At 71.5% G+C, this 22,693-nt stretch carries 28 protein-coding genes; 10 read left to right on the forward strand and 18 right to left on the reverse strand.

The annotated features are described in order from the left end of the window. Window position 1 precedes the first annotated feature (1 nt). Complete coding sequence (locus tag ACFY1P_RS20665) at window positions 2-679, forward strand: hypothetical protein (protein ID WP_390751467.1); 678 nt, start codon at window positions 2-4, stop codon at window positions 677-679. A gap of 223 nt (window positions 680-902) precedes the next feature. Continuing rightward, window positions 903-1,265, forward strand: a complete 363-nt coding sequence (locus ACFY1P_RS20670; protein ID WP_390751468.1) for a hypothetical protein — start codon at window positions 903-905, stop codon at window positions 1,263-1,265. Window positions 1,266-1,471: 206 nt separating this feature from the next. Here ACFY1P_RS20670 and ACFY1P_RS20675 read toward each other — a convergent pair whose 3' ends face one another. Next, window positions 1,472-1,804, reverse strand: coding sequence for a hypothetical protein (locus ACFY1P_RS20675; protein WP_390751469.1), 333 nt, complete (start codon window positions 1,802-1,804; stop codon window positions 1,472-1,474). 333 nt (window positions 1,805-2,137) lie between these two features. On the opposite strand from ACFY1P_RS20675, the gene ACFY1P_RS20680 reads away from it, so the two are divergent. The 3 genes from ACFY1P_RS20680 to ACFY1P_RS20690 all read left to right on the forward strand — a co-directional run bounded on the left by ACFY1P_RS20680 (window position 2,138) and on the right by ACFY1P_RS20690 (window position 5,746). Then, a complete protein-coding gene (locus ACFY1P_RS20680) occupies window positions 2,138-4,192 on the forward strand; it encodes a hypothetical protein (RefSeq protein WP_390751470.1) in 2,055 nt (684 codons plus the stop codon). Between the two features lie 57 nt (window positions 4,193-4,249). Continuing rightward, complete coding sequence (locus tag ACFY1P_RS20685; protein ID WP_390751471.1) at window positions 4,250-4,681, forward strand: hypothetical protein; 432 nt, start codon at window positions 4,250-4,252, stop codon at window positions 4,679-4,681. A 441-nt stretch (window positions 4,682-5,122) separates the two neighbouring features. Further along, window positions 5,123-5,746 carry a hypothetical protein gene (locus ACFY1P_RS20690; protein ID WP_390751472.1) on the forward strand — a complete coding sequence of 208 codons (624 nt, stop codon included), beginning with the start codon at window positions 5,123-5,125 and terminating at the stop codon, window positions 5,744-5,746. A gap of 28 nt (window positions 5,747-5,774) precedes the next feature. On the opposite strand, the gene ACFY1P_RS20695 is transcribed toward ACFY1P_RS20690, so the two are convergent. Then, on the reverse strand, window positions 5,775-6,017 hold the full coding sequence (locus tag ACFY1P_RS20695; RefSeq protein WP_390751473.1) for a hypothetical protein: 243 nt from the start codon (window positions 6,015-6,017) through the stop codon (window positions 5,775-5,777). Between the two features lie 78 nt (window positions 6,018-6,095). On the opposite strand from ACFY1P_RS20695, the gene ACFY1P_RS20700 reads away from it, so the two are divergent. Beyond that, window positions 6,096-6,809 (forward strand): hypothetical protein, encoded by a 714-nt coding sequence (locus ACFY1P_RS20700; protein WP_390751474.1) that lies wholly within the window; start codon window positions 6,096-6,098, stop codon window positions 6,807-6,809. Between the two features lie 233 nt (window positions 6,810-7,042). Then, a complete protein-coding gene (locus ACFY1P_RS20705; RefSeq protein WP_390751475.1) occupies window positions 7,043-7,816 on the forward strand; it encodes a Ku protein in 774 nt (257 codons plus the stop codon). A gap of 123 nt (window positions 7,817-7,939) precedes the next feature. On the opposite strand, the gene ACFY1P_RS20710 is transcribed toward ACFY1P_RS20705, so the two are convergent. The 3 genes from ACFY1P_RS20710 to ACFY1P_RS20720 all read right to left on the reverse strand — a co-directional run bounded on the left by ACFY1P_RS20710 (window position 7,940) and on the right by ACFY1P_RS20720 (window position 10,049). Beyond that, window positions 7,940-8,275 (reverse strand): hypothetical protein, encoded by a 336-nt coding sequence (locus ACFY1P_RS20710; RefSeq protein WP_390751476.1) that lies wholly within the window; start codon window positions 8,273-8,275, stop codon window positions 7,940-7,942. Between the two features lie 58 nt (window positions 8,276-8,333). Continuing rightward, window positions 8,334-9,449: a hypothetical protein gene (locus tag ACFY1P_RS20715; RefSeq protein WP_390751477.1), complete on the reverse strand. Its 1,116-nt coding sequence runs from the start codon at window positions 9,447-9,449 to the stop codon at window positions 8,334-8,336. Between the two features lie 279 nt (window positions 9,450-9,728). After that, window positions 9,729-10,049 carry a hypothetical protein gene (locus tag ACFY1P_RS20720; protein ID WP_390751478.1) on the reverse strand — a complete coding sequence of 107 codons (321 nt, stop codon included), beginning with the start codon at window positions 10,047-10,049 and terminating at the stop codon, window positions 9,729-9,731. Between the two features lie 74 nt (window positions 10,050-10,123). Here ACFY1P_RS20720 and ACFY1P_RS20725 point away from each other — a divergent pair, with 74 nt between their 5' ends. Continuing rightward, window positions 10,124-10,813 carry a DUF6882 domain-containing protein gene (locus ACFY1P_RS20725; protein WP_390751479.1) on the forward strand — a complete coding sequence of 230 codons (690 nt, stop codon included), beginning with the start codon at window positions 10,124-10,126 and terminating at the stop codon, window positions 10,811-10,813. Window positions 10,814-10,906: 93 nt separating this feature from the next. Here ACFY1P_RS20725 and ACFY1P_RS20730 read toward each other — a convergent pair whose 3' ends face one another. From ACFY1P_RS20730 to ACFY1P_RS20740, 3 genes are all read right to left on the reverse strand, one after another. After that, window positions 10,907-12,685 (reverse strand): hypothetical protein, encoded by a 1,779-nt coding sequence (locus ACFY1P_RS20730; protein ID WP_390751480.1) that lies wholly within the window; start codon window positions 12,683-12,685, stop codon window positions 10,907-10,909. Between the two features lie 310 nt (window positions 12,686-12,995). Beyond that, window positions 12,996-13,550 (reverse strand): hypothetical protein, encoded by a 555-nt coding sequence (locus ACFY1P_RS20735; protein ID WP_390751481.1) that lies wholly within the window; start codon window positions 13,548-13,550, stop codon window positions 12,996-12,998. A 116-nt stretch (window positions 13,551-13,666) separates the two neighbouring features. Further along, window positions 13,667-14,137 carry a hypothetical protein gene (locus ACFY1P_RS20740; RefSeq protein ID WP_390751482.1) on the reverse strand — a complete coding sequence of 157 codons (471 nt, stop codon included), beginning with the start codon at window positions 14,135-14,137 and terminating at the stop codon, window positions 13,667-13,669. Window positions 14,138-14,289: 152 nt separating this feature from the next. Here ACFY1P_RS20740 and ACFY1P_RS20745 point away from each other — a divergent pair, with 152 nt between their 5' ends. Beyond that, window positions 14,290-14,772 (forward strand): macro domain-containing protein, encoded by a 483-nt coding sequence (locus tag ACFY1P_RS20745; protein WP_390751483.1) that lies wholly within the window; start codon window positions 14,290-14,292, stop codon window positions 14,770-14,772. A 46-nt stretch (window positions 14,773-14,818) separates the two neighbouring features. Here the strand turns inward: ACFY1P_RS20745 and ACFY1P_RS20750 are convergent, their stop codons facing one another. The 7 genes from ACFY1P_RS20750 to ACFY1P_RS20780 all read right to left on the reverse strand — a co-directional run bounded on the left by ACFY1P_RS20750 (window position 14,819) and on the right by ACFY1P_RS20780 (window position 19,942). Further along, window positions 14,819-15,811 (reverse strand): hypothetical protein, encoded by a 993-nt coding sequence (locus ACFY1P_RS20750; RefSeq protein WP_390751484.1) that lies wholly within the window; start codon window positions 15,809-15,811, stop codon window positions 14,819-14,821. 392 nt (window positions 15,812-16,203) lie between these two features. Next, window positions 16,204-16,371 carry a hypothetical protein gene (locus ACFY1P_RS20755; protein WP_390751485.1) on the reverse strand — a complete coding sequence of 56 codons (168 nt, stop codon included), beginning with the start codon at window positions 16,369-16,371 and terminating at the stop codon, window positions 16,204-16,206. A 166-nt stretch (window positions 16,372-16,537) separates the two neighbouring features. Next, a complete protein-coding gene (locus tag ACFY1P_RS20760) occupies window positions 16,538-17,284 on the reverse strand; it encodes a hypothetical protein (RefSeq protein WP_390751486.1) in 747 nt (248 codons plus the stop codon). A 266-nt stretch (window positions 17,285-17,550) separates the two neighbouring features. Next, window positions 17,551-18,102: a hypothetical protein gene (locus ACFY1P_RS20765; RefSeq protein WP_390751487.1), complete on the reverse strand. Its 552-nt coding sequence runs from the start codon at window positions 18,100-18,102 to the stop codon at window positions 17,551-17,553. 80 nt (window positions 18,103-18,182) lie between these two features. Next, complete coding sequence (locus tag ACFY1P_RS20770; protein WP_390751488.1) at window positions 18,183-18,848, reverse strand: hypothetical protein; 666 nt, start codon at window positions 18,846-18,848, stop codon at window positions 18,183-18,185. Between the two features lie 181 nt (window positions 18,849-19,029). Further along, entirely contained in the window at window positions 19,030-19,473 is a 444-nt protein-coding gene (locus ACFY1P_RS20775; protein WP_390751489.1) for a hypothetical protein, read from the reverse strand. 40 nt (window positions 19,474-19,513) lie between these two features. Further along, window positions 19,514-19,942: a hypothetical protein gene (locus tag ACFY1P_RS20780; RefSeq protein ID WP_390751490.1), complete on the reverse strand. Its 429-nt coding sequence runs from the start codon at window positions 19,940-19,942 to the stop codon at window positions 19,514-19,516. A 256-nt stretch (window positions 19,943-20,198) separates the two neighbouring features. On the opposite strand from ACFY1P_RS20780, the gene ACFY1P_RS20785 reads away from it, so the two are divergent. After that, on the forward strand, window positions 20,199-20,360 hold the full coding sequence (locus ACFY1P_RS20785; protein WP_390751491.1) for a hypothetical protein: 162 nt from the start codon (window positions 20,199-20,201) through the stop codon (window positions 20,358-20,360). A gap of 49 nt (window positions 20,361-20,409) precedes the next feature. On the opposite strand, the gene ACFY1P_RS20790 is transcribed toward ACFY1P_RS20785, so the two are convergent. The 3 genes from ACFY1P_RS20790 to ACFY1P_RS20800 form a co-directional block, all read right to left on the reverse strand. Beyond that, the gene (locus tag ACFY1P_RS20790; protein WP_390751492.1) at window positions 20,410-21,000 is read right to left on the reverse strand and encodes a hypothetical protein; all 591 of its coding nucleotides are present in this window, start codon (window positions 20,998-21,000) and stop codon (window positions 20,410-20,412) included. A gap of 235 nt (window positions 21,001-21,235) precedes the next feature. Further along, window positions 21,236-21,880: a hypothetical protein gene (locus tag ACFY1P_RS20795; protein WP_390751493.1), complete on the reverse strand. Its 645-nt coding sequence runs from the start codon at window positions 21,878-21,880 to the stop codon at window positions 21,236-21,238. A 74-nt stretch (window positions 21,881-21,954) separates the two neighbouring features. Next, window positions 21,955-22,668: a hypothetical protein gene (locus ACFY1P_RS20800; protein WP_390751494.1), complete on the reverse strand. Its 714-nt coding sequence runs from the start codon at window positions 22,666-22,668 to the stop codon at window positions 21,955-21,957. Between the last annotated feature and the right edge of the window lie 25 nt (window positions 22,669-22,693).

Raw genomic sequence — 22,693 nt, forward strand, 5'->3', positions numbered from 1 at the left:
CATGCACATGTACAGGCAACGGGCCCGGGCCCGCGCCATGGCCGCCTCCCTGGCCATGGCGTCCGGAGCCATCGTCCTCACCGCCGGCTGCAGCTCGCAAGGCGGCTCCGGGACGCTGCCGGCCGCAGGGCCCGTCACGCGGGCCGCGTCACCGCAGTTCGCCGAAGCGATCTTGGACACCGCGCGCCTCGAGCCCGCGCTGCCGGACCAGTTCAGCGTCCCGGCCGAGGTATCCCAGCCCCGCAACCGCAAGGCCTGGGACGCCAGCGACGCCGCCATCTGCCGGTCCGAGGAGTGGCCGGCCACGTGGTGCTCCCAGGCCATCTCCCTCGGGATCGCCGCCTACACCAACGCGACGGATCAGGAACTGTCGATCCGGCTCATCTCCTTCCGCAGCCCTGAGCAGGCCGCCGCGCTGTTCACCGGCAAGGGCACCGAGGACGAGGTCGGGAAGAACCCGCCCGGTGACCAGATCGACGGATTCGAGTTCACCCCGGGCCAGGGGTGGCAGGGACGCGGGATCAACGTCCGCCAGGGCTCGGTGATCGCCACCATCAAGTACAGCTGGAAACAAGGGACGGCCGTTCCTTCCGACCGGCTCATGGCCGTCACTCGGATGACCGTCGAGCGGATCACGCAGGCCCAGCACAGCCAGACGCCGACCGCATCGACCCGGTAGACCACGGAAAAAGGAGCGGGAGCCGATGGCGGGCCCGGCTGCCCCATCGGCGCCTTGACGCCCGAGGGCATCGCCACTTCCGCGGCAGAGGGCGGCCAGCAGCGCCTCGAGCACGCCTACCCCGGGCGAGCCCCTGGCTTCGTGCCGTCTGAGTACTCCCGCCGTGCTCAATGAGTACGAGGACGGATACGGCCGGACAGCCACACCAGACACGGTGGTCTCCATGGACACCATCACCACCACGGGCGTCGCCGGGGCGTGCCAGCCGCACGACGCCCAGCCGGCCTACGTCGTCCTCGGGCGCAAGCTCGCGCTCATCGGGCTGGCGCTCTACCTGCCGGCCCTGGCGCTGCTGGTCCTGGTCATGGCCGGCAAGCAGATGTCACATGATCATTGCGTCTACGAAGGGTGCACCGAGCCGCTGATGAAGGCGATCGGCCTGTCCTGGCGCGTGATGTGGGCGGCCGGCGCGACCGGTGTGATCGCTGCGCTCCTGCCACGGCGCGTCGCCGAGCTCCGCCTCGTCCTGGCCTGCCTGCACCTCGCACTGCTGATCGCGCCGTTCTACCTCCTGTCCGGCGTCTGACCCGGACACCACCGGCCGCTGTGCGCACCGGCCGGACGGCCACCCGCCGACCCGCTGTACCGACTGATCCGGGCCGGGCCGATCGTCCGCGGATCCCAGGGGTTCGGGCAGCGCCCGGCGGGGCGCCGGCGCTACACGGCATGCCGGTGCGCCATACCGTGTAGCGCCTGTATCCGACCTGGTGGAGGATCCTCGTCGGCGATCAGTTATGCCCTGGCGCTGCGGAAGCTGTTGCCGTTGTCGATGCGGTGCACTTCGCCGAGCTCCACCAGGCGCAGGACGCACACAGCCAGGCGCATCGCCTCGCGAACCGTGGCGATCATGAGCAATTCGCCGAGTTCCTGCAGGCGGGCCGATGCCCCGGGGACGGTGTGGAGCATCTGGCGGACGTCGTCGCTGTAGCGGTGCGAGGCGTCGATGTCCTCTTCGGTGAGCATGTCGCGCCACTGGTAGCCGTCGTCGGCCGGCGCATAGCTGCTGAGCTCGGCCCAGTCCTGCTCGGTGGGCGCGGTGTCCAGGTGGAACATGTCGAGGCTCATGGGGAAATGCCTTCCGTGGCAAGGACGAGGACGGCGCTGGGTGTCGCAGCGCCGAAACACAGCCGATATGAGTGCGTTGTGATCCTCGGCCCCAACGAGGGCCGCCACGGCGGGGATTGCCCGCAACACGATTCTAAGCGGTCGTGGCGAGGCCACGTGCTGATCGGTCCTCAAGTCGTCGGCGACGCCGTGTACGGACAGGCACTTCTCCGCGCCTCCTCCAGGAGCGGTCCCGCTTGAGGGGAGGTGTGCTCCTTGGAGCCGATCGGGGGCTGCGGGCGCCCCCGGCGGCGGCGTCACTGGGTGCGCTCGGCGTGCCACTACGCTTCCCGGGTGAGCACTGACACGCCTCCTGGAACCGCCGAGGACGACTACTTCGCCGAGGACGACTACTTCGAGGACGAGGGCGAGGAAGAGTGGGACGAACTGGGGATCGCGGAGGACTGGGCGAGGCTGTGTTCTCCGGCGACGCGGCGAGTCCTGGCGCTGGCGCTGCGCACGCTGAGCGCCGCGGCTGCGCACGATGCAGCACTGTTCGGCGACAAGCCGTTCGACGTCGCCGACGGGCGCGGTACGGGATTCCTGGCACGGCTGCCGCGCTGTACCGACAGCCTCGGCAGTGACTTCCGCGCCTTGCTCGCCCCGGCAGCCGATGGGCTGCTGGACGACGTGCAGGGCGGCCGGATCCCGCTGGGACGCAATCCGGCCGAGGACCTGGTGATGCACCTCATGATCGAGGAAGCCCGCGCGGTCCACTACCGCGCGGTCACCGACACCGACTTCCGTGCGGCGTGCGGGCTCAGCGACGAGGACCTCGAGGACCCGGAGCACTTCGACTGGTCGGGCCTGCGCCGGCTGCTGTTCAGGGAAGACGACCTGTTGACCCTGTACGGCGGCGTCGCCCTGAACCCCGCCAGCGGACCGTCCCCCTCGCTCACCACCTCGGCGCAGGGCTGGTCCTACCACTACGGTCTCACCCCCTTCCGCAGCAGCACCCCGCCTGCCACGCACCAGCCCGTCGCCGGTGCGCCTGTCCTGCTGAGCCCGGTGGAGGGCGACCCGTGGGCGGCGCTGAACGAACGGGAAGAGGACCGCCCACGCGGACCCCGGGCCGATCTGCTCTCGCCTGCGGGTGCCCTGCTGTGGGCGGGCGTCGCCGAGGAACTGTCCTCATGCGCCTACTACCAGGCCCTGGGGTGGACGGACGCCCCGTACGTCCCCTTGGTGCCGGACGACGAGGACCCCGAGGACATCGTCTTCATGCGGCTGCCGCGCTGCGCCGACCGGCAGAATCAGGCGTTCCGTCTCCAGATGGCCCGCGCGTTCGCCGACCTGGCCGCCGACGTCCGCGCCGGGGCGTTGCCGGTGCCCCGCACCCACGGCGAGGACCTGGCGCTGATCATCATCTGCAACCGTGCCGCCGACCGGGCCGAATCGGCGAAGGACATGGCCGAGGACCCCTTCGACGATGACGCCGACGAGGACTGGTACGGCATCCCGCTGCACGCCTTCGCGCGCCTGGCTCCGTCCGAGTTCGACTACTCGCTGATGGAGGAGACGCTCACCGCCGCCGCCGAGGCGTACCTGCTGTGGGGCGACACCACGGGTTTCGAGCACCCTGAACATCAGGTCAACAAGCAGATGTGCCGCGAGGACCTGCGGCCCGAGACCTGGTTCGACACCTTCGCCAACGTCCACCCGCGGCCGGCCGGCCGCAGCCACCCCCAGGAGGTCCTCGACCGCCTGTCCGACGACGCCCAAGGCGCCCTCCACCTCCTCGCTCTGCAGCAGGAGATCGCAGACGCACGCCGTCAGGACGACGGACCACAGCCGGAGGACCTGGACCGAGCGTCGCAGAACTGCGGCTGCGGCTCACCGTGCTGTCCGGGCGCCGGCCCCTGGCACGGGCCCGGCAACGCCTCCGCGTTCGAACGGCGCGCCGCCGGATCGGTCCGCGCCCGCACGCCGTTCATCGCGGCCATGCGACAAAACGTCCTCACCTCGCTGGGCAGCGTCCTGCACAAGGAGACCCGGCACGCCCAACTCCTCGACGCCGACGAACCGTTCAAGACCACCGGATGCCTGGTCCTGAGCGACCACACCCCGACAGCCCTCGCCCAGCTGCACCACGTGCTGCCCGGCGTCGAGACTCCCGGCCACCGCGTGCGGCTGGGCGTCTGCTGGGCCGGTCCGAACGGCTGCCACGAACAGGCTCAGTGGTACTGCGTCGACGTCATGGGGATCGAAGAGCACTCCACAGGCCCGCGGGACGAGCCCTGGCTACGGGTATCAGCCCACGAGATCCTGCAGGCCGGCATGGCGCTCGCCGACATCATCGCCGTACGGCGTGCCGACCCGACCACCCCGCTGTCCCCGCTGCCCGCGTAGTCCTATCCCCAGGAGCTCTCCATGCCAACACCGACTCCAGATCCCCGGCGAGCCGCCATGACCGCCGTGCTTCTCCCGCTGCTGCGCGCCAGCTGCCCACCGGACGCGGGCGGGTACGGCGGCAGCGTCGAACTGCGCATGCCCGATGCAGAGGCGGAGCAGCTCGGCGGTGCCGAGCTGCTCCGGTCCGCCCTCCGCGCGGCGGCACGCCAGCTCGGCTGGAAAGTCGAGACCCATGCCCTGGTGGGGACCCGGCACGGGACGATGGTGGGCGTCGTGGACCGACGCGAGGCCCCGGCCGCCTTCGCCGAGGCGGTCCAACGCGACATGAACCGCCGGATGCGCGCGGCCGTCGACCGGGTCGGCCGGCCCGGTGCCGCGCCACCAGCGCCCGCTCCCGCCACCGACCCACGCATGCCCACCGTGGCCTTCAGGACCGCGTACGCCGAAGCCCGGCAAACCGAATCGGCCCCAGGCAGCGACGCCTAACCCCTCGACGAGATCGGTGAAGGGGCGCCGGCGTCCAACCCCGACGGACGGCACCGCCCGGCCCACCTCCATCACGCCACCCCGGTGCCACATGCGCATGCTGCCCCTCCAGGGAAGGAGGGTGACCGCTGACGGTATCGATCTGCCCCGGCGGCCACAGCACCTCCGGCTGTACCAGCAACCCACCGGCCGACGCGGCCTCGCAGCACCGTCTGCGGCACCCTTCCCCGCTCTATCTCGGACCGATAACCTGAACGCCCGCTGCTCCGACCCGCCCATGGCGCCACCGGCCCGTAGAACAGCGGATTCTTCCCCGCGACGCGGGGCTTCAGCACCGTGTCCATCACGGGCGCTCCCTACCGGTGTAGGGACGGCACCCCGGCCCCTGGGGCCCAGGGTGCACGCGTCCCCTGTCCTGACACGCCGAAAGGGCCCTTTGCCATGACCGATCCCGTCCCCGGCCTTGCCGAGCAGGCTGCTGCCGCACTGGCCGCCGACTTCCCCGGACTGCGACAGTCCCACCCGCACGTCATTGGCGGGGCCCTCGCCGACGTCCAGATGGAACCAGGCGCGAACGGTCTGACCGCGCGGTACACCTGGGAGCTCTACACGGTGTACGTCCACGTCGGTCGTGAGGATCACCTCAACCGGGATGACCCGGAAGACCGGGCCCTGCACAGGGAAATCCGCGCGCACGCGGCGCTCCTCGCCCCCAGCGTCACGGGTACCGAAGACGCCACAGTGCGTGGGCACGTCGAGTGGCCGGTGCTCAACCCGCGCCCGGAAATGATCTTCCCCTCTGCGTACGCCGTGGCGACCGCGGACCGCAGCGATCCCCGCTTCGCCAGCGCTGTCCTGGTGACGGTGGGGATGGCGCTGGACAACGCCCTCCTCGCAACGCACCACGCCACACGGCATGCTGCGGAGGTGGCCGAGGTCGTGCAGTGGGGACGCGAGTGCCCGGAGGGGACACGCCTGTCGAAGTGGCTGCGGGAGAAGAAGAAGGCCCGCACCGCCGCGTACCGGGACGGTACGGCCGACGGGCAGCCGAGCCTGCCGGAGTAGGGCCGAGGCGACGGCGCCGAGGGGCGGCTCAGGCCGCCGGCTGAACCCGCGTTGCCGCTCGGCCTGATGGCCGCGCCCGCTGGAGGCGGCCGTTCATCGAATCGAGCACGGTCCTTGTGCCAGGGCCGCCCCCAGGCCCCGTCTCGACGCAACTGCCCTGCGTGCCGCCGGCGCCGTCGGCGCGGCCGCCGAGCTCGAAGCGGCGCTCGCGTGGGGAGCCGAGTGCGGCCGCCTCGGCCTCGCCTTCGAGAAGGCCGAACAGCAGCAGCATGCGGCGTACGACAGCGGGCTCTCCCGGGCACACTGTGCACGGTGGGAAGCCGCGGCGAAGGAAGCCGGCGATGCGCTGATGGACTTCGTGGGCGAGGACTACTACCGCGAGGGCCGGGCCGCACTTCACGCCGCCGCTCATGCCATGGCGCTGGTCGCGGGCGGCCGGGCAGCCCCGGACCTTGCCCGCCGCGCGGCCCGCGTCATCGCCGTGTTCAAGGACAACGCCGAGTCCGCCGCGGATGCCATCCGCGGTGGCCACCCCGTTCTCCTTCCGCCGCTCGCAGGGCCCGACACGGTGCCGGCCCGCGCCGCCCGCACTGCGGCCGTCGCCCTCCAGGAGGCCGCCGCGATTCCCTGGCGCGGTGATGAGGAATGGACCGCGTGCGTCAAGCTGCTCGAGAAGACGTTCCGCCTCGTCCGGTCCGCGGCTGTCTTCTGGGGGTCGGGCGCTGGGTCCCTGCTGCAGATCCGCCTGGGACCCTCGCGGCCGGCCCGCGCGGGCGACGCGCTCGGCCGGACCATGATCGGCTGGCGCCCCGGGATGACCGAGACGGAAGCCTGGGAGACGGGCCGCGGACTGTGGAGGCTGCATGCACAGCGCGCCCTGGCCCAAGACGAAGTCCAGATCATCGCCCCGAGCCAGATGGTGCTCGCGGTCGCCCAGATCACCGGCATCACCCGCCACGGGGTCCGCCACGCCCTCGAAGGCCGGTTGCTGAGCGGCGACGCCCGGGTCGGCAAGCCCACCACGACCCCGCACCCTTCCCGTAACCCCATCGCCTACCTCTGATTTCCTCCTGGGGGCCGCCGCGCACACCACCGGCACGGCACGCACGGCGGCCCCCGTGCCGGCCACCGCACATGCCGTGGCCCGGCGCGCCCCGGCGGCCGCCTTCGGCGTGCACCTGACGCACATCGCCCAGATGCTTAAGGCCATGGCCGCTCACTCCTCCTCATCCGCCCCGGCCAGCCCCGTGCTGGGCGCCGGTCCGTGCAGACGCCCGTGGTGACCTGGGGCATGGCATGAGGCCGGTGTGGAGCGGGACGATCAGCGTGGGCCTGATCGCCGTGCCCGTCCAGCTGTACCCCGTCACGCGCACCGAGCACCCGGGCCGGACCCACGAGGTCCACGGGGCAGACGGCGCCCGGATCAGGCACCGCCGCGTATGCGACGCCGACGGCCAGGAGGTCTCCTACGAGGAGGTCGCGCACGGCGTCGAAACGCCCAGGGGAACCGTGGTCCTCCGCGACGAGGACCTCGCCCGCCTCCCCCTACCCGCGCGCAAAGTCCTGGACCTGGCCGGCTTCGTCCCCGCCGACAGCATCGATCCGGCACTCCTCCACCACGGCTACTACGCCGAGCCGCATGGGCCCGGCGCCACCAGGCCGTACACCCTCCTCGCTGCGGCTCTGACCCGCTCGGGCCGCGTGGGCATCGGCAAGATCGCTATCCGCACACGGGAACGCCCGGCCATCCTGCGCCCCTACGCCGGCTCCCGCCTCCTGGTCCACACTCTCTACTGGCCCCACGAGCGCAACGAACCCCCCGAACACCGGGGTCCGGCGACGGCGCCGGCAGATCGCGAACTGGCGATGGCCGAGGTCCTCGTCGAAGCCCTGTCCCAGGACGCCCTTCCTGAGCAGCACGACGAGTACGTCGCCGCCCTGGAACGGCTGGCCGAGGCGAACGCGGCCGGTCAAGAGTTGGAACCGCCTGCCGAACCCGCCTCGCCGGTCGACCTCATGGCCGCGCTGGAGGCCTCGATCCGCGCAGCGCGCCGTGACCCGCACCCCTGACAGGGTGCTTCGAGTTGGCCAGGCCGAACTTCAGCGTCCTGGTCTGTGCTCAACCGCGCTGCTGCGCCTCTACGGCAGCGGACGCGGGAAGCCGGCACCCTGTGATGCCGGGCGGCGTGCCGGTCAGGATCCGTTCGGGGGCTCGTCCGGTTCCGGTGTGTGCGGCCGTTCGTCGCCCTCGGCGCAGATCCGCTCGACGACGTCCTGGAGGTCGGGAAGGAAGTGGCGGCAGATGTCGTCGTCGGGGTCCTGGCCGTGCAGGCCCAGCCAGTCCTGCAGGCTCTCCAGGCTGATGACCACCCGCTCCTGGTGGGTGAAGCATTCCGGTCCGGTCTCCAGTGTGGCGTGGCCATCGTGCTCGTCGGGCGGCCGCAGATACAGCACCGGCTGCTGGCCGTTGCACGCCATCAGCGCGTGGAGGTGGTCAAGAGAGACCTTCGGCGCCGCGATCTCGCGCATGCGATGGGTCCTTTCAGAACGAGGGCCTGGCCGACGGCGCGGCGGCCCCGGGGGCGGGTCACTGGGTGCGGTAGACGGTCTCGCGCCGCCGGATCGGGGCGCCCGGCGGGCCGGCGGTGTAGCCGCGGACCTGCTCGAGCGTGTGCTCGTGCAGCAGCAGGCCGGGGTCCTGCGCGTGCAGGCGGGTGTTCTGGCACGTGTACCGGTCGTACGCCTCGACCTCGCGCCGTTCCTCCCACACGTAGCCGGTGTCCGCTGCCCGTGGGCCCCGCGGACCGCGCGAGGCGCGGCGGCTGCGGGCGGGGAGGTCGACGACGCGGACCGTGCCGTCATCGGTGATGCCCCGCCGGCGGTCTGCCCGCTGCCGTGACGGACGCTGCGCGACGCAGGTGACGGGCGGGGCCGGTGCCGTCGTGGGGCCGGTGCGGGGCCACAGGCGCCATGCGGCGGCGACCGCGCGCGAGGCTGTCGCGAGACCGTCCTCCAGGGCCGGGGCCGTCTGGGGGCTCGGGTGCAGAGGGAGCAGGACGTCGGCGGCCGGCACCAGCGGGAAACGCGTCACGCCCACCGCCCCCACCATGTCGTGGAGCCCGATCAGCCGGGCGTGCTCCACGAGAGCCGATGGCACAAAGTGATACAGCGTCAGCAGCAGCCATTTCGCCTCCTCGCCGGGGCAGCGGGTGACCTCCTTGTCGCGGGACCGGATGAGCCACCGCTGGCACGGGGCTCTCCCGGATGCGTATGCCGCGCGATCGTGGCCGGCGCAGGCCGGAGGCCAACTGCTCCAGGAAGCAGCGACGACCGGGGATGTCACCGCCCCGTTCCCGGCAAGGGTCGTGACGTGTACGAGGGGATGGGCGAAGAGCATGAGCCCGCAGTCCTGGCCCAACCGCCAACCGGGAATGTACCGGGTGTCCACCGGCTGGGGCATGGCACGTGAGGACCGGGCGACGGCGGCCTGGGAGAGGGCTGGGCCGGCGATATACAGGCGAGCGCGGGCCAGCTGCTCCTGTTGCCGGGTGGCGATCAGACCGACGGCCTGGCCCACGCTCCGGTCGAGCGGGACGTAGTCGTACCAGCCCGCGTCGAGCGCCCGGGCGAGGGCGCCGCGCAGGAAGGGTTCGCCGTAGAGGGACCGCAGGCGCCGCCGCCATGTGGGCAGCGCGCCCGGCACGGGCGGTACCCACGACGGCCCCGCGGACGCAGTAGAAAGGGCAGAGGGAAACGCAGGCATCGGGATTCACCTCGAGGCAGGAGCTCAAGAAAGCGAATCCCCGGGCGTGCGGGGCAAAAGGCGCCACGGCACACATGCCAAAAGCACCTATTCCTGGGCGATCAGGATGCTTTTGATACTACGTGGCCGGCCATTGCGAGATAGTCACGCCACGCTGGCCCGGTGACCTGCTGGCGGGGATCCGCCGCCCGACCTGACCGGACTGGGCACCGGCCGGACTCACGACTGCCGCACGGGCTCGACTGGCGCCTCTGCCCGCTCTCCGTCAAGGGCCCATGGCCCAGTGCGCTTGAAACCCAGGCGCCGTACCACCGCATCACGTTGTTCCCCGGTGAGCGGCACCTCGGGATGGTCGCGCACCTCTCCGTCGTCGACGACGACCTCGCCCTGATCATCGAGGATCTCGACGATCTCGGTGAAGGGGCCAGCTTCTTCCGGGTGGGGATAAACGCGGGCGACGGCGGGGGCGGAACTGCGGCCCGACACCGGCATACCGATTGGATTCCCTGATCGCGGATCGCTGTGATCTGAAGTCGTCATGACCGCAGGTTAACTACAGCGACCCTCTATCCCCGGGGACGGCACCACGCTCACCGCGGCTAGGCTCCTGGACCATGATCCAGTTCAGCGACGCGTTCCTCGACGAGACGGAGCGCCACGCGGCCTGGGGCGCCGCACAGCTCCAGACCCTCACCAACTTCCTGCCCCAAGCCCCGTGGAACGCGGATCTTGCCGCGTGCCGGTACCAGCAAGGCAGCGTGGAACTGCGCGTCGCCGTGCTCGGCACCTACGATGCAGACCAGCACGAATGGATGTGGGGCTGGGCCAACCCCAGCCTGCAGGGCACCCCAGTGGTGTCTCTGGCCGAGGCCGCCGAACGCTTCGGACGCGCACACAACATCGCCGAGCTGACCACCGACGTGATCGACCTGGCCGGCTTCGCCGACCCCCGGCGCGCCGCCGAGACCCTGGCCTTCGCCGGGATGGGCGTCACCGGCGCCCCCGGCTACATCGGCCAGCCCGCCGGCCACGTCACCCACGTCTACTTCCTGCCCGACGACCCGCAGGTCCCCCGAGCAGGCCTGGACCCCGTCGCGCTGCCCAGGACCCTGCTCACGGGCGCCTCCCTGCTCGGCCACTCACCCCGCCAGGTGGTCACCGGCTTCTTCGACCACCACGCCGTCCCGTGGCGTCAGGACGACGACCAGGTCCTCGCCGACCTCCCCGGCGGCACCACGGCCGAAATAGGCTTCGACACCGCTGGCCGGATCACCGCCGTCCGCCTCCCCGGCCTGACGGCGTGAAGGCCTGAGCGGACGGAGCCGGGCACGATGCCCCAGCCCCGGCCACGACGCTCCCAGCGCGGGACTGCCCTGCGGCTCGCCGCTCTCGCACGCTTACGGGTTGCGGAGTTCGGCTGCGACGAGGGAGGCGAGGGCGGGAGCGGCGGGGCTGATCTCCCACGTCATCGTGTGACCGGCAATCAGCGGGCCGGGCGGGTCCTCCGTGCGCACGGGCCGGTTGCGGACCAGGCCGTACCGGGTGGAGACGCGCCGCAGGATCTGGATGCCGTTGGCGGTGGAGCGGGGCCCGCCGATCCGCTGGGCGAGTGCGTGGGCGTCGTAGATCACGTCACCGGGTTCGGCGGCCCCGGTCTCGAGCATCGGCAGCAGCTGGCGGGCCAGGGCGGCGGCGAGGTCCTCGGTGCTCCGGGCCTGCGGTTCCCGGGTGAACGCCTCCGGCCGCAGTTCGCGGGGGCCTCGCTCGCGGCCACGTTGCCCGGGGGCGGGCAGTGGTGGTGCGGTGGGGAGCCGGGGGAGGTCCAGGGGGATGGGGTGGTGGTGTGCCGGGGCGGGGGCCGGATGGCGGGCGAGGGCCTGGCGGAGCCGGCGGCTGGTCTCGGCCCACTGGGCCCGGTCGCCCGCGGCCAGGAGCGCCTGGTGCTCGGCGGGGTGCACCCCGGGCAGCTGATGCAGCCGGTGAATGAGCGAGCGATCGGTGGTCGCGAGTTCCTGGCGCGGGCAGGGCGCCGGGGGACAACCGGCGTGGCAGTAGACGTAGTAGCACTCCTCGCTCTCGGTCTCCCACTCCTTCCACTCCTCCACGTGCCGGGCAGTGAGGTGGAAGACGAGGCGCCCGTGGCCGTCGAGCGGGACGAGCTCGACGCGCTGCGGATCGGTGCCGGGGCGCTGGCGCAGGCCGGGGGTGCCGTTGAGGGTGTCTCCGTCGCAGAAGTAGGGGATCAGCTCGTTGAAAACAGCGGGGAAACGCCATTCCTGGACCGTCAGATGCAGGCAGGCGGCCCCGGCGAGGGCATGGGTGACCCACAAGAAGTGGCCCGGCTCGGGATCGAGATCCGCGTGAGACCCCAGCGCACGGACCAAGTGGTGCTCCAGCCGCTGCTGCCCGGGACACACCGCGGCCGCCGTGCGCGGCCCGGCCGCCTCCGCGTGGTCGAGGAGGTCCTGCTGCGCGCGCAACAGGACCTTCCCCCTGGGCGACGGCTCCGGTTCCCGCACGACCGGGGGCGCGATCGCGTACTTGGTTGCCCCGAGCGGTACGGGCACCGGCCGCGGAGGCTGGTGGCCCGCGCCCTCCACACGCGGGAGCCGGGCAAGGGCGGCCCGCAGGGCGCGGCTTGCCTGGTGCAGTTCCTCTGAACTCCACAGTTCCTCACGCCGCTTGAGGTCCTCGAGCCGGTGCAGCGTGTCGGCACGGTGCAAAGCGGTGCGCGCCTGCGCGCCGGCTCCCGTGGTGTCCGAGGGGAGTCTGCCGCAGTGGTGGAAGACGAGGCGGCCGTCGCCGCCCCACGCGACAAGCGCCACATCACCGTGGCCCGCACGCGGTTGCCGCTCGCGCAGCCCGGCAATGCCGCGCAGCTGCACGAGGCCGTCCGGCGCGGTGAGGAGATGCGGCATCAGGGCTTCAGCCAGGGCGGGCCACAGGCCGGGCAGCACCACCAGGTGCAGGCAGGAGCTGCCCATGGTGGCCGCGGTGATGCCGAACAAGTGGTCACCGATGGACGTTCTGACGCGGCCGGCGCCGCAGTGGAGATCGACCAGGGCCTGCAGGAGCTGCTGCTCAAGACGCTGCTGGCCCCAGCATCCGGCGGCTGCCGCCCGGGTCCGCTGCTGGCGGTCAAGCTCCACCAGGCACCGCTCGTCCGGGCTCAACACGGTCGGCCACCCGGCGCCGGAGCGGGCACTGCGTTCCGTCCGGCGCACGGCACCCGGCCCAGCGGGGGACACGGCGTGCGCGTTGCCTGCCAGGAGCACCTCGCCGCCCCCGGACCCTGATCGTCCTCGCATGGAACGTCACACTGGCACCACCGGCCCCTCTTCGGAGGCCGTTTCCCGCGACATCAGCCACACGGGCGCGCGCCGCGACGTGCGCGGCCAACGTGTTCGCCCGGATGCGGCATTACATGCTCAAGGCTGGCTCACAGTGGGGAATGGCCGACAGATTTGTCGGAGTGGCGGGCGCGGGTCAGACTCTGTAGGTCCGGCACAGGCCGTCGAGGAACTCGTGCAGCGCGGTGCCACCGTCGGTGCCGGGGGCCTGGCGGTGCAAGATGAGCCCGGCGGCTTGCCGTGCGGACTTCAACGCCTGCCTGCCGCGGCCGTCGACGGCCGCGGCCCGGGCTGTCTCCAGTAGCTCACTCGTCTGCGTGTCGGGTGCCCGCCGCTGCGCGGCAGTCAGCTGGGGGAGGGACTCGGCCACGACCCGGGCGAGGAAGATGTCCGCGCGTGCGGCGCAGCGCACGCGCCGCACGATGGGCACCAGTGCCAGGAGCCCGGTGGTCCACACCACAACCTGGGCCAGCGACAGCACCAAGCCGTGCGGGTGGGGAAGCAGGTGTACGGCGCGGCCGGCCTGCAGGGTGGCGAAGGACAGGGACACCCAGACCAGCCACCGCAGAGGTCTGGGAACCAGCGGCGGCCGTTGCGACCCGGAGGAGGCGTACTTGGCCGCGGCGACGGCACCGAAGGCGATGGGCGCCAGCCAGCCGAGGGTCAGCCCTACCACGGTGATCGCTTCCATCGCCCCGCCACGCCCCTTCGAACTGCCGTACCCGGGGGACCCTAGCGGGTGTCACTGACAACGCTCGGAGGCCGGGGGAACTCCTGCCGGGCCAAGCCGTCCGTTCGTGGCTGTGCTCAGGCCGAAGGCGGGGCCTCGACCTCGAGCCAGCGGTGGCCGCGCGCCCCGCGGTACTCCAGGGTCTGCCAGCCGAGGTCCTGCAAGGCCGCTGCGCAGCGGGCGAGTTCCTGGTGCTGCTCGTAGCGGGCCCGGCTGCCGGGCGGGCCGAGCCATTCCACGCGGACGGCTCCGTCGGCCTGGTACACGCGGTAGCCGGTCGACAGACGCCGCCCGTCGGCGCCGACCGTGGACGCGGGGATCCGGGCCGCTTCGAGAGCGAGGGCGATTGCCCGCACAGGCTGTAGGCGCTCCCACTGCGCGGGGACGGACACCGCGCGGCCTGACGAGGGGTTCGTCGTCTTGCGAATCTGCCAAAGCCCCTCCATGGCCCGGCGAACGGAGGCCGCCCGGTTCTCGGGGCTCTCGCCGAGGCCGGAAGGGGACTCTTCACCGGTGATCACCGGGAAGCCCGCCGAGACGTTCGACACCCTGCGCCTCCCTCTGCATCGGGACGTGGGCTCGGGCCGGGACTCGTCTCGGCCCGGCCCCATGATGCCTTTAGATGGCTGAGGATCTGGGCAGGACTGCCCTGCGTGCCATCCTCGGCGGCGATGTCACACCCGCTCGATAGCGTCGGCCCATGAGGATGAAGATCACCTACGTACGCGGCGACGCGACCCAGCCCATCGGGCCAGGGCCCAAGATAATCGCTCACGTGTCCAACGACTCCGGAGGGTGGGGCGCGGGCTTTGTGGTGGCGCTCTCCCGCCGGTGGCCGCAGCCGGAGGCCGCCTACCGCCAGTGGTACCGCGACGGTACGAACGGCGGCTTCGCCCTGGGTGCCGTCCAGCTCGTCGGCGTTGAGGACGGCCTGTGGGTGGCCAACATGATCGGACAGCACGGCATTCGCAGCCGAGCCAGGACCACGGCGCCGGTGCGGTACGACGCCGTCGACCAGGCCCTGGCCTCGCTGGCCGAGCGGGCGCTGGCCCTGTCGGCCTCGGTGCATATGCCCCGGATCGGATGCGGACTGGCCGGCGGCCGATGGGCGGAGATCGAACCGCTCATCGGCCACCGGCTCACCGACCAGGGCGTCCCGGTGACCGTCTACGACCTCCCGTAGCGGCTGCCCGCCCTCCGAGCCGCCGCGAGGCCCGCGTCCAGCCGGGCTACCGAGCGGCGGAGGCTCTTTCCGCCGATGCGCCACTTCCCATGGACCTGGCGTTCGCCGGCGCATCATGGCGTGCGCTTCGACCCAGAGCCGTACGCACGGCCTGGGCGGCAACTTTCAGCGCAACGGCCTCCGGCGAGCTCGGTGCGTCGATCACGGGAAGGGGATAGCAGACCTGATTCTTCTCGATTCTGGGCAAGAGGTGCGGGACTGTGGCCAGGACTGGGGTTCCGCCCGCCGCCATCTCCTCGAGCACGGCCTTCGTGAACCCCGGCGGTGGCTGCTGCTGTTCTGACGACCCGACCTCGTGGTGCAGCAGCCCCAGCAGGGGAAGTTCGGCAAGATTTGCTTTTCGGCTCAGCTCCAACGTCAGCCGCTCGCGCAGCAGAGCCGCAGCCTGGGCCGGGCTGTAGCGGTAGGCCAGGGTGCTAGCCGACGTGCCCTGATGGACTGTCTGTTCGTAACCCTGAGGGATCCAACATTGCTCGACGACGGGGACGTACGCCTGCACGGCACTGCTCCTGTGCCACCGAATGTCCTGGATGAGCACGATGCGGTCGAAGTCGGCCCGGTGCGCCGCGATGGCTGTCTGGACCGGTCCTTCGTCCCGCAGCGGTCCGAGGCCCTCGTCATCGCGTACCGCCAGGGCGGCCAGCAGGCCGCCGCCCGGATGGGCGTACCGCTCGCTCCACTCCGTCGCCAGCTTCGGGACCGGCCGCCGCTGGCTCCGTTGCCGGTAGAGGAAGAAGCCCGACAACGGTCGGGCCTGTTCCAGAACCAGGACCCGTTCCCCCTCCAGCACCCAGGCGGCGGCGAGATTCTCGGCCAGCCCCCGCGCCTCATCAAGACTCCCGGTCGTGACCAGCCCCACGACCGAACCGTGCCTGCTGGCCGCCGACCTGCTGTCGCGCGCCGCGGTCTCGATACGTTCGGCCACGCGGTAGGACACGCCGTCCTCGGCGACCCGCTTGCGACTCCTGGACTTGTGCACGTTGGACCCGTTTCTCACCACGGTGCGCTCCCAGCCGGGACATCCACGCTCCCGACCCGGTACGCCCTCGGTGGGCAGGCTGACGTCGGCTCACGGGCCCGTGCCGGAAAACGAAACCCGTCCCGGGGGAGCCTGGGCCGTCAAGGCCACCGCGGCGTGGGCGCGGTGACGGTCGGCGATCGGCGTGCGTGTCCTGCCTGCCCGGACCATAACGGCCCCTCAGCAAGGAAGCGTCCATTCACCCCTTCGTGGGCGCCGTAGGCCGGCCCGCTCTTCCGCTCCTTTGCTGGCGGGCTCTCCTCGTCGAGGGGCCCCGCCGCGGCTCCGGGAAGACGTCGGGATACAGCGGGCGGGAACAGGGCCGGGCAGCCGAGGAGGCTGCTCTGCCGTGCTCAGGCGGTGCGGGTGGTGCAGCGCGCCGAGGTGGGGCTGGTGGACAAATGGTCGCCGAGATAGTCGGGCCACGGTGCAGGGGGCGCGTCGTGGCAGAGGGCGTACGGGCCGGCCGGGGTGATGCTGCCGGCTGCCAGGACGTAGGAGTCGGCTGACCGGATCGCCACATGCCAGCCCAGGGGGCTGTCGGTGCCGGAACTCGAGCCGGCCTGCGTGCCGGGCGGCGGCTTCGCGGCCGCCCGGCACGGTGGGTGGAAAGGGAGCCGGGAACCGGAGGCGGGGCCCGCGGCCGGCGCGCCGGGCCCGGCACTGTGCGGGACACGGGAAAGAGGATCAGTCTGCTGCGTCTGCGTAGTCGAGGTGGGTCACCAGCAGCACCACGGGCCGGGTGAGGACGTCATCGGGGTCATGGTGATCGCGGTATAAGGACAGCGCCATACCGGCGAGCGTGAGCAACTCGGCGCGGGAGAACACCTCGTCGATGTCCGGCGTGTGAGGGCGGCCTTCGTCGAGGTCGTCCAAGGCGCGTGCGAGGCGGTCGAGCAACTGCCGTGGCCTCGGCGACAGGAGGGTATGACCGGCGAAGGCACGGCGGCTTAGGGAGTGGCAGGCGCGGGCCAGGGTGACCAGGTCCGTGGTGGTGAGGTCGTTGCGGCTGATCGGCACGACGGCCGAGTCGGCCCAGCCGAGCACCTTCCACACAGGGGCCGGCGCCACGGCCCCAGCGAACCGTGAGGCAGTGGTGCACCGCGCGCAGCGGCCCGCGTCGTCGAAGGACCCTGCGCAGTCGGCTGCGCCGCAGAGCTGCGCCTCGGCGAGGTGCTTCGGCACGAAGCGCAGCTCTGCTCGTCCGTCGCCGGTCCGCACGTGCAGTGTCTCGGGGCGCGGGCTCCACACCCTGCCGACGGGCCGGGCCCGAAGGACGCGCCGGGCGGCCAGCAGCACATCCAGTCCCGGCAGCTCGCGATGGTAGGGGTCGGCGGGCTGCTGCCAGCCATCCGCGGTGCGGACGTGGACGGTGTAGTCGGCATCGAGATCGAGCAGCTCGCGGGCCAGGGCGTAAGAGCGGTCGGGGGTCATGCGGGGACTCCTTGGACGAGGGGATAGCGGTGTTCGCTCTCTCCGCCGTTGTTCACCTCGACCAGCAGCAGACGGGGCGCGTCGCTCTGGTCCTCGATGCGGACGTAGGGCACACCCGTGGCGAGGCCCCACTGGGCATGTTGTCCTCGGGGGCGGCGTCGACAACGGTGATCTGCGCGTCGCGGATGCGGTGAAGCTCAGGATCGGGCACGTCATGCTCCAGGGCCGATAGAAGCGAGAGAGGAAGAGGTGAAGGGGAAGGGGGCTCAGGCGTGCTCGCCGGGAGCGGGAGGAAGATCGGCGGGCGTAGCGATGCCGAGGTCGACGCGGATCGTGCAGCCGTCGACCAGCAGATGAGCCTCGGCCCGCACAATCCGGCCCACTGCCTCGGGCTCGTCAACGCCGTCCGGGAGCCGGAGTACGCCGTCCCCCTGCGCGACGAAACCGCACTGGGCCAGGACGGCGCGTGCGCGGTCGGTGTCGGCGGTGGCCATCACCGTGGCTCCGCAGATCTGGATATGGACCTCGGGCCTGCCGGTCGGCACGGGGCTGTGGAAGGTGGTGGTCCAGGCGAGTTCGACGATGTCCAGCGTGTGCTCGATCATCTGCGCCATCGCGGTACTGGTCCGGTCGGAGGCCGCGTCGCCGCGTTCCTCGGGCGGCAGGAGGTAGACGGTGCGGCCGAGATGCTCGTGCGGGCTGAACCCGGCCGCTGTCAGGATGCGGTGGCCGCCGGGGATGGCCCGGTTGAGGAGGACGAAGGTGTGGGCATCGTCAGTCGAGCCGATGAACACGTCGTTGTGATCGGTCAGAGCCATGGGAACTCCTAGGACATAACAAAAGGGAGAGGAGAGGGGCGAATGGGGCCCGCTCGTGGAGCGGACCCACGTTGGCGGCGCTACGCCGTCGCACGGTCCAGGTAGAAACGGAGCCGGCGCAGATCGTGGAAGATGTGCGACCCGCGGTCGTCCGGGTCCTGCTCGGCGAAGTTCTGTTCCTGGGGCTCCCAGAAGTGGGCGACGACCTTGTCCAGGCTGGTGCGGACCTCGGGCGAGAGCAGCGCGGCGGGCGCTGCGACCGTCGCGCTGGTGAAGGGATTGCCGCCGAAGGTCAGGCGGATGCTGTCCGGCTCGATACGGAGGGTGCTGACGCGGACGGCATCCATGGATGGCGCGGCCGGTGTGGTCCCGGTTCCCGCGATCTGCCGCACCCGCTGATACGCCGCGCTCCCGGTAGACCCGTTGCTGTGCAGCATGACGGTGGCCAGGGCGAGGAACGCGAAATCCCGCTCGGAGGCTGCGGACTGCGGTGCGGCGTCCGGCGGGATGTCTGCGTAGGCGTCCGGGTCCAGGACGGCCAGGGTGTCGATGACCGCCGCGCACAGCTGTGACGGGAGGAGGGAGGAGATCTGGAGCACCGCGAGCTTGTCCCTCGGGGCCTTCGCTGCGTCGAGCGCTTCGAGCACGGCCAGGTCCTCGGGGTCGTCGCTCGACCATGCGGACGCCTCGGTGAGCAGCGCCCGGTAGAGCGCTTCGGCCGCAGCTGCGCTGGTGCTGGTGGTCATGGGCGTTGAGCCTTTCTCGATGGCCGGGTTGCACAGGACGGCCGGACGAAATCTCGATGTGGGTGTGAAAGAGGGGGTGCGGGATGGACGGCCGCTGCGCCAAGGCGTTCTTGACGCCCTGATCGGTCACCCCGTCGAGCGGGGAAAGGAGTTGGATGAGAGGAAAGGGGCCGGGAGTGCTTCAGGACAGTGCGGCGATGGGGTGGGACAGGTTGAGCGGCGTTCGCGGGGCCAGGTCGTTCCACGTCTCGATGCACTGGGGGCAGGTGGCCAGACGCGGGTCTGCGGCGACGGGTCGGGTTTCCCCGCACCAGGTCGGAGCCGGTGCTGCGGGCGGTAGCGGGCCGAGAACGGGCCCGTCGGGCTCCCAGTACCACATGTCCACTTGTTCTGCGATGCACGCCTCGTGGATGGGTACCGGCGGCGCGTCCAAGACGGCGGCGGCGAGTTGCAGCAGCCGGTCGAGGACTCGCTGACGCGAACCGTGGAGTGCGATGCCATTGGACCCGGTCCACAGGGCGACGGCGATCTCGCCGGGATCGACCACGGCTTCGTCGATGTCGCTGCCGGGGTAGAGGAGTTCGGCGTCGCTGGTGACGTGGGCCCATTCGAGGCGGTCGCTCATGAGGGGGAGTCCTTTCGGGAGACGGGGAGGGCGGGGCGGCTTACGGGCGGGGGTCGGTCTCCCAGCGGACGGGCACGTGCTCGTCGACGACGAGCCGGGAGCGCTGGGGGTCCTTGCGCCAGATCTGGCGCTTGATCCACTCGTGGGCCTTCAGGCGGCCGTCGCGGCTGCGGCTCGGGCCGTACGTGATGGGGGAGTGCGCGGGGATGTGTGTCCCGTCGATGGACAGCCCGGCGGTGATCACGGCGTGCTTCGTCCAGCCGGTGCCGCTGTCGGAGAAGCAGCGCACGCGGACCTCGGGAGTCCCCTCACCGTTCTCCACACGCACGAGCAGTGCTGCCAGCGACTGGATCTCCGGGTCTGCGCAGCCGCCCCGTTCGGCTTCGGCCCGTATGAGCCAGGCAGCGTGGTAGGCGAGAAACCGGCTGCGGATGGTTTCGGGGGTGGTGGGCATGTCGGTGCCGCGCATGCGAAGGCTCCTCGGGAAGCGGGGGGAAAAGGGGGCCGATGCGCATGAGCCAGCGCCGTCGGGGCCCTGTTGGAGGGAGTGCCTCACCTCCAGCAATCACCAAGATACGCGCAAGAAGAGAGAATTGCAACGCACTGTCTTCGGGGAGGCCATCCCTTCTTGAGCGGAATGGCGAAGACGCCGGTCCGGTACGAAGGACTTCGGTAGCTTCTTCAACAGAGTGGGCAGGGTGCGTCAGTCGAGGGGAGCGATGGCTGTGGAGCAGCGAACGGTGGAGGCGGCAAGCCTGGAGCGCGTCGACCGCACACTCCGCAAGGGCGGAGTGGCCAAGTCCGTGCTGAGTCTTGAACCGTCCGGCAGCCAGCTGACCGGCCGCGCGGCGCGGCGCTCCCGGCAGCGTGCCGCCAAGAAGAAGTAGCGCCTGGACGGGAGGACTGGCAGTCCTCCGGGAGTTGGGGAGCCGGTCTCTAGTAGAGGCGGACGACGCCAATCTGCACCATGCGGCCGCACGGAAGGTGTCCCGCGCCGTCGAGGCCGCTGTCGGTGCGCCGGGTCCTGAGCCGGTCGAGCCCCTTGCCGGCGGCTGCGAAGACCGCTTCCAGGTCGGTGCCCTGCCCGGCGGTCGTCAGCAGCCGCACGGTGAAGGCGTGCCCTTGGTCGTCCACCCACAGTTCCGCCGCCTGCAGCACGTCGACATCGAGCCCATGCACCCATGGCGTCAACGCGCGCAGCAGCGTGGAGGCGGCCGCTGTCGACGTCGTGCGGCCCGTCACCTCGGAGCCGTCGACGGGCTCGGCGAGGCCGGCGACCAGGACCAGGCCGTCGTCGAGGTCGGCCGTCACGGAGTACGCCAGGGTCCCGCCGAGCGGCGAGGCGACCGTGCCGGTCCCCGACACCGCGGCCAGCCGGTCCAGGCTCGCTCGCGCGGCCGGCCCGCTCCCGCGCACCTCGGCCTGCGCATCCTGCGCGCTCAGGCCCAGCCGTACGGGCTCCATCGGCCCACAGGCGTCCAGCAGCCGGGCGACCGCCTCCACGCAGCGCGCCAGAGAATGTGACATGGCCGCCATTCTCGCCCCCGCGCCGCCCGCCCGTCCCCCGTACGGGACTTCGCGTTCGCGCACACAGCTCCGGCCTGGCAAACAGGCCCTCCCGTCCACGCGCCGGGCACGACTGCCAGCGCTCCGGCTACCGTGGTGGATCTCGCCTCCCCGCAGACGGAGGTGCAGGGCCAGGTCAGGGTGGCGCGGGAAGGAACGACCCCTCAAGCCGCGCCGAGGGGGCCTCAGCACGGCATCAGATGGTGCTGGCCGTGCCGGTCGAGCTGCGCAGCCGGAGGTTCTCCCCGTGCGTCTCCGCGTAGTAGCGGCAGATGAGCACCCACAGCGGCAGGGACAGGCCGCTCAGTTCGTCGCGGAGCAGCCGGGCCGCTTCACCGATGGCGTGCTGGACGCGGGCGATGTCCGACTCCTTGCCGCCCCGCCGCGCCCGGTCCAGCCAGCGGCCGGCGTCCAGGATGCGGGTGTACCCCTCGTGGCTGATCCTCTCCAGCCGCATCGGGCTGACCGGTGTGAACAGGGACGGCACGGGAGGGACCGGGTCGAAGACCGGCATGCGGTCCGCGCTGTAGCGCGCGGCTCTCAGCTCGACCATGAAGGTAACGGCGGTCTGCCAAGCGGCCACGTCCCGCTCGCCGGTGCGGGCCTGGAACGTGGTGATGGCCCGGTCTGCGCTTGCCTCGGCGCTCTCCAGGTCACCGGGGCCGCGGCCGAGCCGGAAGTCCTCCAGTGCCATGGCGGCCTCAATCACGTGCACCTGTGCGGACGGGGCGTAGTCGGCAAGACCGCGACGCATGAGGATGTCGCCGTCCTCCACGACGACCAGCGACCCGGGGGCGGCCGGTTCGCCAGGTTCGGCGGGGAGATGGGGACGGGGCGTCATGATCGGTGTTCTCCTTGCGGTCGGGAAGCGGGGACAGGCAGTTGCTGGTGGGGCGGGGCGGGCGGCCGGTCCGATCACGCCAGGGGGCCGCGGTCCAGCTTGAAGAACCGGCGGGTGAAGTCCGCTGCGTTCCACTCGCTCGGGTGCGGCCAGTCCTTCTCCAGAACGGTGACCACGATGCCGTTCGGACGCTCCTCGACGGCCGTGACCCTGGCTGTGTACCAGATTCCGCTGGCGACCCCGTCATACATCAGCCGGTCACCGACGCCCACCGGGACCATGAGGGTGCCGCCGGTGTAGCGCGTGTACTTGACCAGCACACGAGGGGTGCCGTCGGGCACGGTGAGCGCGCGCTGGGTCATGGCGGCGGTCAAGTGCTCCCGGATGAGCGGGTACAGCCTCTCGGACGTGCCCAGACCGAGGGCGGCGAAGGAGAGCCGCAGCGCCTCGTTGTCCAGCTCGTGCGCGTACCCACGGCTGTCGGCGAGCGCGAGAACCCTCGCGGCCAGCTCACGGGTGGTGTCGGCGACACTCTGCGGGGCGCCGGGGCCGCCGGCGTCGATCGCCGCGCAAGCGGGGCAGGACAGCGGAGCGTCGGTGAGGCGGGCTGGGTCGAACTTCTCGTAGTGGTGCACGGCCTGATGGCGGTCCGTGCCGCAGGCGAGGTCGATCAGGAAGCCGGTGTAGGCGTTGAACAGGGCCGTGTGGGCGGCGCCCTGGTGGTCGGCGACGCGGTGGGTGTCGAGCGAGTCGGCCGGAATGGCGGAGATGTCGGTGGTGAGCTGCATGAACTGGATCTCCTCGTGGTTGATG

The organism is Streptomyces sp. NPDC001407, assembly GCF_042895325.1.
Classification (GTDB): Bacteria; Actinomycetota; Actinomycetes; order Streptomycetales; family Streptomycetaceae; genus Streptomyces.